Annotated in this window: 14 protein-coding genes; 6 read left to right on the top strand and 8 right to left on the bottom strand. The window is 60.8% G+C overall.

The genetic code is table 11. From position 1 onward, the window contains the following. Positions 1 to 81: 81 nt before the first annotated feature. The 3 genes from AD662_RS01485 to AD662_RS01475 all read right to left on the bottom strand — a co-directional run bounded on the left by AD662_RS01485 (position 82) and on the right by AD662_RS01475 (position 2,756). Entirely contained in the window at positions 82 to 2,010 is a 1,929-nt protein-coding gene (locus AD662_RS01485) for a RecQ family ATP-dependent DNA helicase (RefSeq protein ID WP_053185081.1), read from the bottom strand. A 195-nt stretch (positions 2,011 to 2,205) separates the two neighbouring features. Continuing rightward, entirely contained in the window at positions 2,206 to 2,460 is a 255-nt protein-coding gene (locus AD662_RS01480) for a colicin E3-like toxin immunity protein (RefSeq protein ID WP_053185078.1), read from the bottom strand. A gap of 38 nt (positions 2,461 to 2,498) precedes the next feature. Further along, complete coding sequence (locus tag AD662_RS01475; protein ID WP_053185075.1) at positions 2,499 to 2,756, bottom strand: hypothetical protein; 258 nt, start codon at positions 2,754 to 2,756, stop codon at positions 2,499 to 2,501. A 260-nt stretch (positions 2,757 to 3,016) separates the two neighbouring features. Here AD662_RS01475 and AD662_RS01470 point away from each other — a divergent pair, with 260 nt between their 5' ends. Continuing rightward, positions 3,017 to 3,370 (top strand): DUF1493 family protein, encoded by a 354-nt coding sequence (locus AD662_RS01470; protein ID WP_053185072.1) that lies wholly within the window; start codon positions 3,017 to 3,019, stop codon positions 3,368 to 3,370. A gap of 76 nt (positions 3,371 to 3,446) precedes the next feature. Here the strand turns inward: AD662_RS01470 and AD662_RS01465 are convergent, their stop codons facing one another. The 3 genes from AD662_RS01465 to AD662_RS01455 form a co-directional block, all read right to left on the bottom strand. Continuing rightward, complete coding sequence (locus AD662_RS01465; RefSeq protein ID WP_014336039.1) at positions 3,447 to 4,991, bottom strand: phosphoenolpyruvate carboxykinase; 1,545 nt, start codon at positions 4,989 to 4,991, stop codon at positions 3,447 to 3,449. Positions 4,992 to 5,169: 178 nt separating this feature from the next. After that, the gene (gene hslO, locus AD662_RS01460; protein WP_053185069.1) at positions 5,170 to 6,072 is read right to left on the bottom strand and encodes an Hsp33 family molecular chaperone HslO; all 903 of its coding nucleotides are present in this window, start codon (positions 6,070 to 6,072) and stop codon (positions 5,170 to 5,172) included. A 246-nt stretch (positions 6,073 to 6,318) separates the two neighbouring features. Then, on the bottom strand, positions 6,319 to 6,723 hold the full coding sequence (locus AD662_RS01455) for an RNA-binding S4 domain-containing protein (protein WP_018608790.1): 405 nt from the start codon (positions 6,721 to 6,723) through the stop codon (positions 6,319 to 6,321). Positions 6,724 to 6,959: 236 nt separating this feature from the next. Here AD662_RS01455 and rimB point away from each other — a divergent pair, with 236 nt between their 5' ends. Together rimB and rimK are read left to right on the top strand one after the other, a co-directional pair. Then, entirely contained in the window at positions 6,960 to 7,442 is a 483-nt protein-coding gene (gene rimB / locus AD662_RS01450; RefSeq protein WP_018608792.1) for a retropepsin-like aspartic endopeptidase RimB, read from the top strand. Then, a complete protein-coding gene (gene rimK / locus AD662_RS01445) occupies positions 7,439 to 8,344 on the top strand; it encodes a 30S ribosomal protein S6--L-glutamate ligase (RefSeq protein WP_003196697.1) in 906 nt (301 codons plus the stop codon). The genes rimB and rimK overlap by 4 nt, the downstream gene beginning before the upstream one ends. A 166-nt stretch (positions 8,345 to 8,510) precedes the next feature. Here the strand turns inward: rimK and AD662_RS01440 are convergent, their stop codons facing one another. Beyond that, entirely contained in the window at positions 8,511 to 9,824 is a 1,314-nt protein-coding gene (locus AD662_RS01440; RefSeq protein WP_018608795.1) for an ATP-binding protein, read from the bottom strand. Positions 9,825 to 9,938: 114 nt separating this feature from the next. After that, the gene (ompR, locus tag AD662_RS01435) at positions 9,939 to 10,679 is read right to left on the bottom strand and encodes an osmolarity response regulator transcription factor OmpR (RefSeq protein ID WP_003196691.1); all 741 of its coding nucleotides are present in this window, start codon (positions 10,677 to 10,679) and stop codon (positions 9,939 to 9,941) included. Between the two features lie 356 nt (positions 10,680 to 11,035). Here ompR and AD662_RS01430 point away from each other — a divergent pair, with 356 nt between their 5' ends. The 3 genes from AD662_RS01430 (at position 11,036) to gshA (ending at position 15,597) form a co-directional block, all read left to right on the top strand. Beyond that, entirely contained in the window at positions 11,036 to 13,360 is a 2,325-nt protein-coding gene (locus AD662_RS01430) for a Tex family protein (protein ID WP_053185066.1), read from the top strand. Continuing rightward, positions 13,360 to 13,743 carry a PaaI family thioesterase gene (locus tag AD662_RS01425; RefSeq protein ID WP_053185063.1) on the top strand — a complete coding sequence of 128 codons (384 nt, stop codon included), beginning with the start codon at positions 13,360 to 13,362 and terminating at the stop codon, positions 13,741 to 13,743. Before AD662_RS01430 ends, AD662_RS01425 begins: the two co-directional genes overlap by 1 nt. Positions 13,744 to 14,013: 270 nt before the next feature. Next, a complete protein-coding gene (gshA, locus tag AD662_RS01420) occupies positions 14,014 to 15,597 on the top strand; it encodes a glutamate--cysteine ligase (protein ID WP_018608803.1) in 1,584 nt (527 codons plus the stop codon). Positions 15,598 to 15,701: the final 104 nt, after the last annotated feature.

Raw genomic sequence — 15,701 nt, 5'->3', positions numbered from 1 at the left:
GACAGCCTTCACCTTAGTCAGCCGCCGAATATTTTTGAAATTTATTCGTGTGATGAAGGGCATTCAGCGAATGGATGCAGCTCACAGGTGCGCTTGAGCCCACTGACGAACTTCAGCGTATGGGTATGCCTCCAGTGCGGCATATCCGTGGATCTTCCGCGCCTTCAATCGGGTGAACAGCGGCACGCTGATTGCGCACAGGAAGCGGGTGAGGCGCTCGGCAGAGGGCACGCGGCCGCTATGCTGCTCGTGCTTGTGGATAAAGTCGCCGCACAGCGCCTCGAAGTTTTTATCCACAAGCGCCGGCAACGCAGGCGGCTCCGGCAGGCGAGCGACATGCCCATGGCACACCGAACAATGGCCACACTGGATTGGCGCATGGTCATCGCCGAAATATTGCGCCAGGCGGTAACCCAGGCAACGGTCGGTGGCGAACAACTCGAGCATGGCGTGGATTCGCGCGATTTCACCTTGTTCGTGTCGGGTGAAATAGGCGTGTAGCTCGGCACTCAAGACCTGCGTATCCAGGTCCGCTTGCAGCACGCTGTACACCTCGGTCATCTGTTTGCTTTCCAGCTCGATCCAGCCCTTTTCCTGGAAATAATCCAGCGCCTTGACCACACGATTACGCTCAGCGTGATATTGCTGGTACATCCCATCGAAATTTACCGTGGCCCAGGCCCGGGCGCGACTGGAGGTCTGGATGATGGCCGAGACGAAGTCCCTTCGCTCACCTTCGAAGTGCGCCAGCAGCTCGTGCGGCTCGCTCAGGTACTTGAAGCGATACTCCGCGAAATAGGCATAGCGTGGCGCGATCAGCCGGCGCAGCTCCAACTGGACCAGCAGCGTCTTGAGCGGCAGTTGCCGGATGTTGCTCTGGTCCGCCAAGGGGCCCAGCAAGAACTCCCATTGCCCATCGGGGCCGGCGGCCTTCAGGTCATCGAGCACACAACGAATGCCTGCAAGTTCCGGCGTATCGCCATACACAAAGTTTTCCAGCACGTTGAGACTGTCGCGGTTGGCCAGCACCAGGCAATCGGACGGCTGCCCATCCCGCCCGGCCCGGCCGATTTCCTGGCTGTAGTTCTCGATGGACTTGGGCAGATCGAAATGCACGACATTGCGGATATCGCTCTTGTCGATGCCCATGCCGAAAGCGATGGTCGCGACGATGCAATTGGATTGCCCGCCCATGAACCTCCGCTGGATATCTTCGCGTTGTTCATGGGGCAAACCGGCGTGATAGGCCTCGGCCACGATACCGTGCTGGCCCAGGTGTTCGGCGATCTGCTCGGCGGTTCGCTGCAAGGTGACGTAGACAATGCTCGGTTGCCCGGCCCGCTCGCCCAGCCATTGCACCAGCCGTGCGCGCTTGTCGGCACCCAGTACGGGCTCGACCAGCAGATTGAGGTTCGACCGGTAGAAACCGGTCGTCACCACATCGGCGGCGGCGATGGCGAATTTCGCCTGCATGTCCGCGATGACCTTGGGTGTGGCGGTGGCCGTCAGCAGCAACACCTGGGGAATATTGAACTCACGCTGGTAATCGGGAAGCTTGAGGTAGTCAGGTCGGAAGTTATGCCCCCATTCGGAAATACAGTGGGCCTCGTCCACCACCAGCAACGAGATCGGCACCTGCTGCAGGAAATTGCGAAAGCGCTCGTTCTTCAGGCGCTCCACGGAGATCATCAGGATCTTCAACTCGCCCGACCGGGCCCGCGCCATGGCGTCGTTGGCTTCGTCACGGCCCTGGGCCGAATCGATACTCGCCGCCGCGATGCCGTGGCGCTTGAGGAACGCCAACTGGTCCTGCATCAGCGCCAGCAACGGTGAGACCACCAGGGTCAGGTGCGGCAAGAGCAATGCCGACAATTGATAACACAGGGACTTGCCCGAGCCGGTGGGGAAAATGGCCGCCGCCGACCGACCGGCCAGCACGGCGCCGATGGCCGCCTCCTGCCCGGGACGAAACTGTGGATAACCGAAAACCTGTTCCAGGGTGCTGTGCATGCGCGGTCGCTCCTTTGACTGCTGCGATGCCCAAAGCCTAGCGCGGCAACGCGGCGAGTCGAGAAAAGGTCGGGGTCAAAAACGATACGGGATGATACAGCCTGGTGCCTAAGACTTGGACCGGGAAATAAACCACGGGAAATGCGAAGGAACCTACCGCCTCGCGGCGTTGGCGGTTGGACTCAAGCATGATGATTACCAAACATCCCGATAATCAAAAGACACCTGATAGTCGTATATCGATAAATCCAAGGCATGCTCGAAATGTGGCTGTAGGACTTCAGCCCATTCGGTACTCACGTCGAAGTTCCCATTATTAATATTGTTTTCCAAAGAAAGATCCAGATCGTCGAGAACAATAAAATCGTCATCAAAATCCTTCGAATACTCTTTTCCGACCAGAACCTCCGTTTCTTTATCGAACCATCTCAACCTGACTTTTAATCCCATATCACACCGATCCAATTATTTTCAGGCGAGAAAGCAGGTCAAATAACCGAACCATCAAAATAATGGTAAGACGTCAAGTAAAGATCCAAGTCTTGCGGAAATACCGACGATGTCAACCGCTCAATTTCGAGCATCTGCCCCACGGAAAGCCTGAATTCCAAACCGATATGATCATCATTGTGCATCCATCGCATTACAGGCTTCAAATCCTCCACCGACAAGCTAATGCGCTCCTCAAATATCATTACGTTCTTATTGGCATGGAAGCCTATTATCCAAAACTCGCTATACGCCATCTAAAACTCTACGAACCATTAATGCGATGATCACCCCAGACCTGCGGAACACTGGTCTTTCCTTTCGTCATGCTTCATCCCTGCTCGGTCGCCGTTACCCCCATTGAAAGGGCGTGGCGAACCTTACCGAGCGGCCAGGGAAATACTCAGCAGACGGTTCCGAGACTACTGTGAGACCTTTCTTCTTTTTCCAATGGCCTGCGATTCCCCCTAAACTTTCCCTCCAGACGGACGCACGCCAACATCCCGGAACCCCCGCCATGCACCTCGCCCCAGACTTCCCCGACGATCACACCATGCGCCAGCTCATGGAGCTGCTCCACGAAGAAATCGGCCTGCCTGAACGCAAGACGATTCGCCTGGACACCGCGATCAATCTCGACCTGGGTTGCGATGGCGCGGACGCCCGGCATCTGATGGAGGCACTGGAGGAGCGCTTCGCCATCGAGCTCATCGATTACGACGCCTACCGCTATTTTCAGCCTGAAGGATTTGATGTGTTTCAAAAGCGCAGAGCCAAGGGCCGTGGGAACAAGACGCCACTGACCATCGGCATGCTCTACAAGGCAATCAAGGCGCAACGATGGGATACGCGGGAAGTGGAAGAGGCCTAGCTGATCGGGGCGCCTCAAATAGTCGCCCATAAAAAAACCGCCCATAAAGGGCGGTTTTTTATTCACCAACCAAGCCTTACAGCTGTGGACCGGCAGCCTTGATCGCGTCGCTCACGTCGAACTTCTTGAAGTTCTCGGTGAACAGACCGGCCAATGCCTTGGCCGCTTCGTCGTAGGCAGCTTTGTCGGCCCAGGTGTTGCGTGGGTTCAACAGGACAGTCTCGACGCCTGGGACAGCCAGCGGCACGTCCAGGTTGATGATGTCCAGGTGTTCGGTTTCAGCACCGATCAGCGCGCCGCTCTGGATCGCCGCGATCACCGCACGGGTGGTCGGGATGTTGAAGCGCTTGCCAACGCCGTAGCCGCCGCCGGTCCAGCCGGTGTTGACCAGGTAGACCTTGGAGCCGAAACCACGGATGCGCTTGATCAGCAGCTCAGCGTACTCACCGGCTGGACGCGGGAAGAACGGGGCGCCGAAGCAGGTGGAGAAGGTCGACTTGATGCCGCTGCCCGAACCCATTTCGGTCGAACCCACCAGCGCGGTGTAGCCGGACAGGAAGTGGTAGGCGGCTTGTTCTTCGCTGAGGATCGACACTGGCGGCAGTACACCGGTCAGGTCGCAGGTCAGGAAGATCACGGCGTTTGGCTCGCCACCGAGGTTTTTCGGTGCGCGTTTTTCGATCAGCTCACGCGGGTAGGCGGCGCGGCTGTTCTGGGTCAGGCTGTCGTCGGCGTAGTCGGCTTTCTTGGTGACCGGGTCCAGGACGACGTTTTCCAGTACGGCGCCGTGCTGGATGGCTTTCCAGATAACTGGCTCGTTCTTCTCGGACAGGTCGATGCACTTGGCATAGCAGCCGCCTTCGATGTTGAAGACCACGCCCACGCCCCAGCCGTGCTCGTCGTCACCGATCAGGTAACGACTTTCATCGGCGGACAGGGTGGTCTTGCCAGTGCCCGACAGGCCGAAGAACAGGGTCACATCGCCCTCTTCGCCCATGTTCGCGGCGCAGTGCATCGGCAGCACGTCAACGGCCGGCAGCAGGAAGTTCTGCACGGAGAACAGGGCTTTCTTCATTTCACCGGCGTAACGCATGCCGGCGATCAGCACTTTCTTGGCCGCGAAGTTGATGATCACGGTGCCGTCGGAGTTGGTGCCGTCACGCTCAGGCTCGCAAACGAAGTTCGGCGCGTTGAGGATCTGCCACTCGTCCTTGCCACCGGCGTTGTACTGCTCGGGGTTGATGAACAGGCAACGGCCAAACAGGTTGTGCCACGCGGTCTCGGTGGTCATCTTGACTGGCAGGTAGTGCGCAGGGTCGGAGCCTACATGCACGTGGGATACGAAACGCTCGCGCTCGCCCAGATAGGCTTCGACGCGGCTCCACAGGGCATCGAACTTGTCGGCCGGGAACTTGCGGTTGATCGGGCCCCAGGCGATGGCGTCCTGGGTGGTTGGCTCTTCCACGATGAAACGGTCGACTGGCGAGCGACCGGTACGATGACCGGTACGAACAACCAGCGCGCCAGTATCGGCAAGCTCGCCTTCACCGCGATTCAGGGCTTCTTTGACCAGATCATCGACACTCAGATCGGTGTACACGGCGTTATTGGCTTGCGTCATGAGATTCCCCGTCGGCCCGTGGCCGAGTGCTCCAAACGTTTTGTAGTAGGAAGTCGCGCACTACTACCCGAAAAAAGTGGGCCGGATTATGCCAGAAAACCCCAAAAAGAGTAGGGCCCTCCCGTCAGTACGGCGTAAATCCGGCACTTGCCAGGAGATTTACCTGCGCTGAAACGTTTTAGTGACGAGTATCTGACGGCGTGTCGACACCCGCACCCGCGAACAATTGAGCGATGTCCGCCGCGTCGAACAGGTAGCGCTCGTTGCAAAACTGGCAATCGACCTCGATGGCACCGCCATGCTCGATCACCAGTTGCTGCGCATCTTCCAGACCCAGACTGACCAGCGCATTGGCGGAACGTTCACGAGAGCAACTGCATTGGAAGCGCAACGGCTGTCCGTCGAACAAGCGTACCTGCTCCTCGTGATAGAGGCGATGCAACACGGTTTCGTTGTCCAGGCTCAACAGCTCATCGGCGCTCAGGGTGCCGGCCAGAGCGGTGACGTGCTGCCAACTGGCATCACGTTCTTCCGGGTCGCGCAGGCGATCGGCAGGCAGTTGCTGCAGCAGTAAACCGCGAGCACGCCGCCCGTCGGCGTAGAGCCAGAAGCGGGTATTGGTCTGCTGGGACATGACGAAGTAGTTGGTGAAGCAATCGGCCAGGGTTGCCCCGTCCAGATCGACAATTCCCTGGTAACGCTGGCCTTGGGTCGGATCGACCGTGAGGGCCAGCACGCCATTGGGCATCATATCGGCCAGCGTTGCGTCAGGCCCGATCTGCTCGGCGTCATAACGGGCCAGGCCACGGATTTCGCGCTCACTGGAGCACTCGATCATCAGCAACGGCACCGGACCATCGGAACGCGCCTGGAGAATCAGCAAGCCATCGAACTTCAAGGTGCCCACCAACAACGCCGCAGCCGCCATCAGCTCGCCGAGCATTTGTGCGACCGGCTCCGGGTAGGGGTGCTTGGCGAGGACTTCGGCGTAGCTACGCTCCAACGCCACCAGCTCGCCACGGGCGTCGCTGTCATCGAAGATGAAACGTTGGGTGTAGTCGGTATCCGGTAAATCAGTCATAGGGTCTGGTATCTGAGGTGATGACAAATGATGGCAGGCATTTTATGGGCATTCAGGGTGGGTTCCAAGCAAGGCTTGGGTTTGCCTGACGGGAAGGTACTGACACCTCACCTGAATATGCAGGACTGAGGCATTGTGGCGAGGGAGCTTGCTCCCGCTGGGCTGCGCAGCGGCCCCAAAATCTTACGGTCGCTGCGCAACCGAGCGGGAGCAAGCTCCCTCGCCACGGGTGAAATGACCGGCGCTTTATTCGCTGTTGCTGCCACGAAACTTGAACAGGTCCCGGCGCTGCTTCTTGCTCGGCTTGCCGTCGGTGCTGACCCCCAGGGCGCCGGCCTTGCGTTGCGCGGCGGCGGTTTCACGTTTGGCGATACTGGCTTCGGTTTCGCGATACAGCGCCTGCGCTTCAGGCGCGCCGCGACGCACGATCGACAGGGCCTCGACCACCACGGTCTTTTCATCGAAGCCGGTGCGGATGACAAATTCATCGCCAACGCGTGGCTCTTTGCCCGGCTTGCAACGCTCTCCCCGGTGATGGACCTTGCCGCTTTCGATGGCGGTCTTCGCCAGGGCCCGCGTCTTGTAGAATCGCGCCGCCCACAACCATTTATCGAGACGGACCTTGTCGTCCTCTTCCTTTTTTTGTGCCACTGCGTTTCCTCTTTTCTGCCAATAGCCAGAACTGTACTACCGTTTTTGTCGAGCGCACGAATCCGGCTCGACGGATAGAATGCCCGCCGAACCACCGTCACACACATGGCTTGGGTCGCAATCGGTTACAAGCACAAACAAGTGCGTAGATAACTGTCGCCATTTTGTGATTATTCTGCGTGAATACCGCGATTCGCGGAGTCCACGATCCGATGTACTGATCGCAGGTTTTTTTATTGAAGACTTTTGACCATTTGACCGTTGTCGGTCTGCGCGAGTGGGTGGCGCTCCCGGATCTGGGAGTCGTGGGCCTGCGGGCAAAAATCGACACCGGCGCCAGCACCTCCAGCCTGCATGCCACCGACATCGAGCCATTCGAGCGCGATGGCGAAAAGTGGGTGCGCTTCACGGCGCACCTCGGCACGGTGGTGCAGTTGCGCCATCGCCGTTGCGAAGCGCCACTGGTGGCCCGCAAGACCATAAAGAGTTCCAACGGCCACGCTCAGGTCCGCTACGTGATCAGCACCACGCTGGCGCTGGGTGACCGGGTCTGGCGGGTCGAGTTCACCCTTGCCTGCCGCAAATCCATGCGATATCGCCTGTTACTGGGTTCCAAAGCCTTGATCGACGGCCAACTGGTGGTCAATCCGGGTACCAAATACGTTCAAGACAAGCCGGCATTCCCGGTGTCCACTACCTCTGCCACAGGTGTTGCATGAAGATCGCTGTGCTGTCGCGTAATCCGCGTCTGTATTCCACTCGTCGCCTGGTTGAAGCCGGGACCGAACGAGGCCATGAAATGGTGGTGATCGATACCCTGCGCGCCTACATGAACATCGCCAGCCACAAGCCGCAGATCCATTACCGTGGCAAGCCGCTGGAAGGGTTCGATGCGGTGATCCCGCGCATCGGCGCATCGGTGACGTTCTATGGCTGCGCCGTGTTGCGTCAGTTCGAAATGATGGGGGTGTTTCCCCTCAACGAGTCGGTGGCCATCGCCCGCTCCCGGGATAAGCTGCGCTCGCTGCAGTTGCTGTCACGGCGCGGGATCGGCCTGCCCGTCACCGGTTTTGCCCATTCCCCCGATGACATTCCCGACCTGATTGCGATGGTCAACGGCGCACCGCTGGTGATCAAGGTGCTGGAAGGTACCCAGGGCATCGGCGTGGTCTTGTGTGAAACCGCAACGGCGGCGGAATCGGTGATCGAGGCGTTCATGGGCCTGAAGCAGAACATCATGGTCCAGGAGTACATCAAGGAAGCCGGTGGCGCGGACATTCGCTGCTTCGTCGTGGGCGACAAGGTGATTGCCTCGATGAAACGCCAGGCCAAGCCCGGAGAGTTCCGCTCCAACCTGCATCGCGGCGGCAGTGCCAGCCTGATCAAGATCACACCGGAAGAACGCATGACCGCCCTGCGGGCCGCGAAAGTCATGGGCCTGGCCGTGGCGGGCGTGGACATCCTGCGTTCCAACCACGGACCGCTGGTGATGGAGGTCAACTCCTCGCCAGGCCTGGAAGGGATCGAGACCACCACGAGCAAGAACGTGGCCGGGATCATCATCGAGCATTTGGAAAAGAATGGCGGGCCGAACATGACCCGGACCAAGGGCAAGGGTTAACGCACCAGTACAAAACCTGTGGGAGCGGGCCTTTGTGGGAGCCGAGCTTGCTCGCGATGAAGGCGCCTCGGTCTACTGGAAGACCCTGTTATCGTTCATCGCGAGCAAGCTCGGCTCCCACAGGGCTCGCTCCCACAAGGTTCTCTGTCTTACTTGAGAAAAGCCGCTACACCGCATCCCGAGGCAGCATCAAGCCCAACGGCAAGCGCACTCGAGCTTCCAGCCCACCACCGACGCGGTTACGCAGCTCGACATTGCCGCCGTGCATCGAGGCGATGCGCTTGACGATGGCCAGGCCCAGCCCCGTGCCCTTCCCACCCCGGGCGCGATCACCGCGAGTGAAGGGGTTGAAAATGGCTTCCAGCTCAGAGGGATCGATGCCGGCGCCACGGTCCATGACGCTCAGCACCACATAAGGCGCGCTGGTGTCACCGGAGACATAGGCCGCGACTTCGACACCGGTGCCTGCGTGGTTCAGCGCATTGCCGATCAGGTTGTTCAGCAAGCGCTTCATCGACACGCGGCGCAACGGGAACGGCTGGATCGGCTCCAGGCGCAGGTGCAATTTCTCATCGTTCTGGTTATAGGGCGCGGCCACCTCCCGCACCAATTCACTGAGGTCCACCTCTTCCACCGACTCGTCACGACCGTCGCGAATGAACGCCAGGAACTGGTCGAGAATCGCGTCCATGTCCTCGATGTCGCGGACCATCTCGTCGGTCAGGTCGGTGTGCTCGCCCATCAACTCCAGCGACAACCGTAGCCGGGTCAGCGGCGTGCGCAGGTCATGGGAGACGCCAGCGAGCATCAACTCACGCTCGCGCCCGGCCTGTTCGACATCCTCGGCCATCTGGTTGAAGGCACGGTAGACCTCGGTCATTTCGCTGGGCGTATCGCTGATGGGCAGCCGCACGCTGCGCCCCTGGCCCAGTTGGCGGGCGGCGTAGACCAGGCGTTTCAATGGTTGGTTGAGCTGGCTGACGAAGATCCACGCCGACGCCGTCGACAGCAGGCCGATGGCCAGGAACCAGCCGAGCACGTTCCAGATTTTCTGGCCGCGCAGCGGATGCGGGTACAACGGTACTTTCAGCCAGCCATCCCCCAGGCTCGGGGCCCGCACCCACAGCGCCGGCGGCGAGTGCATGCGCAATCGCACCTCGGTATCGGCGCCCAGTTCGGCCTGCATCTGGCGTTGATAGATCTCGCTGTAGGGCCAGTGTTGCTCGCCCTCCGGCACGCCGGCACCGACAACGCGGATCAGCGTCGCCGCCTCGGCAATTTTCGCTCGGTTGGTTTCGTCCGCCGCCCAATAGGCCCGCAGGGTCAAGGCAACACCGTGGCTGTACTGCCGGTCCACGAGAACGTCTTCGTTCATCAGCAGGTACACCAGCGTCAGCGCCTTGGAGAAGAGCACGACGATCAGCACCAGCCAGAGGGTGCGGGAGAAGAAACTCTGGGGGAACCAAACGGGGGTTTTCATGAATAACCGCTACACACTTGCAGGAGCGAGCGATGCTCGCACAATGACAGACCGCGAGTCGCCTGGAAGAAGACATTTCAACCGGCCAGGCCACCCGCTCCTACAAATCGCCGATCACTTGCTGGCGGCGCCATCCGGTACGAACACATAACCCACGCCCCAGACGGTCTGGATGTACCGCGGCTTGGAAGGATCGGGTTCGATCATCCGGCGCAGACGGGAAATCTGCACGTCGATGGAGCGCTCCAGCGCATCCCATTCACGACCACGGGCCAGGTTCATCAACTTGTCGCGGGTCAGCGGCTGGCGGGCGTTCATCACCAGGGCCTTGAGCACCGCGAACTCGCCGGTGGTGAGCATATGGACCTCATCACCGCGCTTGAGCTCGCGAGTGGCCAGGGACAGCTCATAGTCACCGAAGGTCACGCTCTCATCTTCGCTGCCTGGCGCGCCAGGTACCGGCGCCGACTGGCGACGCAGCACCGCCTTGACGCGGGCCATCAGCTCGTCGGGGTTGAACGGCTTGGCCAGGTAATCGTCGGCGCCCAGTTCCAGGCCCTTGATACGGCTCAGCTCGTCGCCCTTGGCGGTGAGCATGATGATCGGGATCTGGTTGTTGGCACCGCGCAGGCGGCGGCAGGCTGTCAGGCCGTCTTCACCGGGCAGCATCAGGTCGAGCACCACCAGGTTGAAAACTTCACGGGCCAGCAGTCGGTCCATTTGCTCGGTGTTCGGTACGGTGCGGGCGCGGTAGCCCTTGCTGACGAAAAAGCGTTCCAGCAAGCTGCTCAGCCCCGGATCGTCGTCAACAATAAGAATTTTTTCGCCTTCAGCAGTTTGTGCAGTGCTGCTCATAGGAAGCTCCTTTGATCTCGGCGCGCATTATGGCCTAGCTGCCGTTATACGCACGGTGTGCATTGTTAGCAGATTTTTCCTCTATCTCCACAAATCCGGGCATCAAGCCTACAGACCATGTCCCCCCCTCAGGACGGAACGCTGGTTATAATGCGCGGCCTTTTGTGCCAGGGAATGCCGGATCGTGACCCGGCGTGCCATTTTTTCCCCTTGGCCAGGCAGCACTTTTTGAATTTCGCGGGTCAACAGGCAGCCTTTTGACCCAGGCAGCGGCGCATGCCAGGCCGCTCAACCAGTCTCGCCGAGCCCGGCTTCTGCGGTGGCGAGCCTGATTTCACAATTTGTCAGGTGGTTTTATGGACAGCATCAACAGCCGCATCGCCGAGGAACTCGGCGTACGCCCACAACAGGTCGAAGCGGCCGTCGCGCTACTCGATGAAGGTTCCACGGTGCCTTTCATCGCCCGTTACCGGAAAGAAGTGACCGGCAGCCTCGATGACATCCAATTGCGGCACCTGGAAGAGCGCCTGCGCTACCTGCGAGAACTCGACGAACGGCGCATCAGCATCCTGGCCAGCATCCAGGAGCAGGGCAAGCTGACCCCGCAACTTGAGCGCGACATCAAGCTGGCCGACACCAAGACCCGCCTCGAAGACTTGTACCTGCCCTACAAGCAAAAGCGCCGCACCAAGGGCCAGATCGCCCTGGAAGCCGGCCTCGGCGAGCTGGCCGACGGCCTGTTCAACGACCCGACCCTGGCCCCGGAAGCCGAAGCCGCGCGCTTCGTCGATGCCGAAAAAGGCGTGGCGGACGTGAAAGCGGCGCTGGAAGGCGCCAAGTACATCCTCATGGAGCGCTTCGCCGAAGACGCCAACCTGCTGGAAAAACTGCGCAGCTACCTCAAGCAGGAAGCCACCCTCAGCGCCCGGGTGATCGCCGGCAAGGAAGAGGAAGGCGCGAAGTTTCGCGACTACTTCGAACACGACGAACCGCTCAAGAGCATGCCGTCCCACCGCGCCCTGGCGATTTTCCGTGGTCGCAACGAAGGCATTCTCAGCTCCGCACTGAAAGTCGGTGAAGAATTGCCCGGCACCATGCACCCGTGCGAAGGCATGATCGGCCAGCAGTTCGGCATCCAGAACCAGAATCGCGCCGCCGACAAATGGCTGGCCGAGGTGGTGCGCTGGACCTGGAAGGTCAAGCTCTACACCCACCTGGAAACCGACCTGCTGGGCGAGTTGCGCGATAACGCCGAGACCGAGGCGATCAACGTGTTCGCCCACAACCTGCACGACCTGCTGCTGGCCGCACCGGCCGGCCCGCGCGCCACCCTGGGCCTGGACCCGGGCCTGCGCACCGGTTGCAAGGTGGCCGTGGTGGATTCCACCGGCAAACTGCTGGACCACGCCACGGTGTACCCGCACGTGCCGCACAACAAGTGGGACCAGACCCTCGCCGTGCTCGCCGCCCTGTGCGCCAAGCATTCGGTGGACCTGATCGCCATCGGCAACGGCACCGCCAGCCGCGAGACCGACAAGCTGGCCGCCGAGCTGATCAAGAAATACCCAGCCATGAAGATGACCAAGGTCATGGTCTCCGAGGCCGGCGCTTCGGTTTACTCGGCGTCGGAACTGGCCTCCAAGGAATTCCCGGACCTGGACGTGTCGATCCGTGGCGCGGTGTCCATCGCCCGTCGCCTGCAGGATCCACTGGCGGAACTGGTCAAGATCGACCCGAAATCCATCGGTGTCGGCCAGTACCAGCACGACGTTTCCCAACTGAAACTGGCCCGCGGCCTGGACGCGGTGGTGGAGGATTGCGTGAACGCCGTGGGCGTGGACGTGAACACCGCTTCGGTGGCGCTGTTGGCGCGTATCTCCGGCCTGAACGCCACCCTGGCGCAGAACATCGTCACCCACCGTGACGAACACGGCGCGTTCAAGACCCGCGCCGCGTTGAAGAAAGTCCCGCGCCTGGGTGAAAAGACCTTCGAACAGGCCGCCGGCTTCCTGCGGGTGATGAACGGCGATAACCCGCTGGACTCCTCCGCTGTCCACCCTGAAGCCTACCCGCTGGTGCAACGCATCGCCGCCCAGACCGACCGCGACATCCGTTCGCTGATCGGTGACGCCGGGTTCCTCAAGCGCCTGGACCCGAAGAAGTTCACCGACGAAACCTTCGGCCTGCCCACCGTCACCGACATCCTCCAGGAACTGGAGAAACCGGGCCGCGACCCGCGCCCCGAGTTCAAGACCGCCGAGTTCCAGGACGGCGTCGAAGACCTCAAGGACCTGCAACCGGGCATGATCCTCGAAGGCGTGGTGACCAACGTCACCAACTTCGGTGCCTTCGTCGACATCGGCGTGCACCAGGACGGTCTGGTGCACATCTCGGCCTTGTCCGAGAAGTTCATCAAGGACCCGCGCGAAGCGGTGAAGGCCGGTGATGTGGTGAAAGTGAAGGTCATGGAAGTCGACATCCCGCGCAAACGCGTCGGCCTGTCGATGCGCATGAGCGACACGCCGGGCGAGAAAGTCGACGGTGCCCGTGGTGCACGTCCTGGCTCGACGCCTCGTCAGTCGCAGAACACCGCGCCGCGCAAGGAGACCACCACTGCGGCTCCGTCCAACAACGCCATGGCCTCGTTGTTCGCCAATGCCAAGCAGTTGAAGAAACGCTGATGGAGGTGCCAGCCGGGTTGGTGGAGAGCGCGTTCTTCAAGCTGCTCGGCTGCCGTCTGCACAGCCTTGGGGATGGGGTGGCGCAAGTCGCCCTGAGCCTTGAGCCGGCGCTGCGCAATCGCGGCGGCAAGCTGCACGGCGGCGCGCTGTTCAGCCTGGTGGACATCGCCATGGGACTGGCCTGCTCCAGTGTCCATGGCTTTGACCAGCAGAGCGCGACCATCGAATGCAAGATCAACTACATTCGCGCCGTGTCCGACGGCGACGTGTTGTGCACCGCCCGGGTCATCCACCCGGGCCGGCGCACGCTGGTGGTCGAGGCCGAGGTGATGCAAGGCGACAAACTGGTCGCAAAAGCGCAAGGCACGTTCGCTGTCCTATAGCTCCCTGTCATCGATTTGCGGTAATTTCGATGCCATGAATGCCGCGCCGAACCCCCTTGTGGGAGCGAGCCTGCTCGCGATAGCGGTGGACCAGTCAACATAAAAGTTGACTGACAGACCGCTATCGCGAGCAGGCTCGCTCCCACAGGGGGTGTGATGATTGTCTTTGGCAGCATGAAAACCAGGCGAAAACGCCAGTTTTAACTTCACCCTTGTAGACCGTCTTGCCCACCCCCATATTGGGGCGACTGACGCGTGAAGGAATTCAACTTGAGCGACCTTTTAAACCGCCGCCTGGCCCTGCTCGGCGAGCGCGCCAACCTCTCCCTGCTCGAACGGTGCCTGCACGGCATCGAGCGTGAATGCCTGCGCGTCACCGGCGATGGGCACCTGGCGCAGACCCCGCATCCCAAAGCCCTGGGTTCGGCGCTGACCAACGAACAGATCACTACCGACTATTCCGAGTCGCTGTTGGAGTTCATCACGCCAGCCCTGGCCAACCCGGCCGATACCCTGCGCAGCCTCGACAAGATCCACCGGTTTGCCTACAGCAAACTCGGCGACGAGTACCTGTGGAGCCCTTCGATGCCGTGCCCACTGCCGGCGGAAGAGGACATCCCGATCGCGTATTACGGCACCTCGAACATCGGTCGTCTCAAGTACGTCTATCGCAAGGGCCTGGCCCTGCGCTACGGCAAGACCATGCAATGCATTGCCGGGATCCACTACAACTTTTCCCTGCCGGAAAAGCTCTGGCCCCTGCTTCGGCAGTCCGAAGGCGTCGAGACCAGCGACCGTGATTTCCAGTCGTCGGCCTACATCGCGCTGATCCGCAATTTCCGCCGCTACAGCTGGTTGCTGATGTACCTGTTCGGTGCCTCGCCGGCCCTGGACGCCGGTTTCCTGCGCGGTCGCCCGCACCAGTTGGAGCAACTGGACCCGGACACCCTGTATCTGCCCTACGCCACCAGCCTGCGCATGAGCGACCTGGGTTACCAGAGCAACGCCCAGGCCGGCCTCACGCCTTGCTACAACGACCTGGCCAGTTACACCGACAGCCTGCGCAAAGCGGTGGCGACGCCTTATGCGCCGTACGTCGAAGTCGGCACTCACCAGAACGGCGAGTGGGTGCAGCTCAACACCAACATCCTGCAGATCGAAAACGAGTACTACTCCAACATCCGCCCCAAACGCGTGACCTACACCGGCGAGCGGCCGATCCAGGCCTTGATGGCCCGGGGTATCCAGTACGTCGAAGTGCGTTGCCTGGACATCAACCCGTTCCTGCCGATGGGCATCGACCTCACCGAGTCGCGATTCCTCGATGCGTTCCTGCTGTATTGCGGCCTCAATGACAGCCCGCAGCTGGAAAACAACGAATGCGGCAACGCCACGAGCAACTTCCTGACCGTGGTCAAGGAAGGCCGCAAGCCTGGCCTGCAATTGCAGCGCCAGGGTCAATCGGTGGACATGCAGGCCTGGGCCGTCGAATTGCTGGAAAAAATCGCCCCGCTGGCCTCGCTGCTCGACCAGAGCCAAGGTGGCGATGCCCACCGCCAGGCGCTGGACGCGCAATTGGCGAAAGTCCGCGACCCGTCCCTGACCCCCTCCGCCCAGGTACTGGCCGCCATGGCCGAACATCAGGAAAGCTTCGCCCAGTTTTCCCTGCGCCAAAGCAAGGCTCACGCCGAGTTCTTCCGCGCCGAGCCTTTGCCTGCCCAGGAACAGGCTGCATTCGAAGAAACCGCCCGGGAATCACTGGTCCAACAGGCCGATCTGGAGCAGAACGAGGTGGGGGATTTCGACGTGTTCGTGGGTTCGTATCAGGCGAGCATCCTGGCGATCAGTAACTAACCGAGCATTCCCATGATTCCTGCGTGGGGATGCAGCTTTGTGGCGAGGGGATTTATCCCCGCTGGGTTGCGAAGCGACCCCAAAACGGCGGGAAGCGATCTGTC

The sequence above is a fragment of the Pseudomonas kilonensis genome (assembly GCF_001269885.1).
Taxonomy (GTDB): Bacteria; Pseudomonadota; Gammaproteobacteria; order Pseudomonadales; family Pseudomonadaceae; genus Aquipseudomonas; species Aquipseudomonas kilonensis.
Note: the sequence above shows the minus strand (reverse complement) of the source record. Positions and strands in the feature narration are given on the sequence as shown.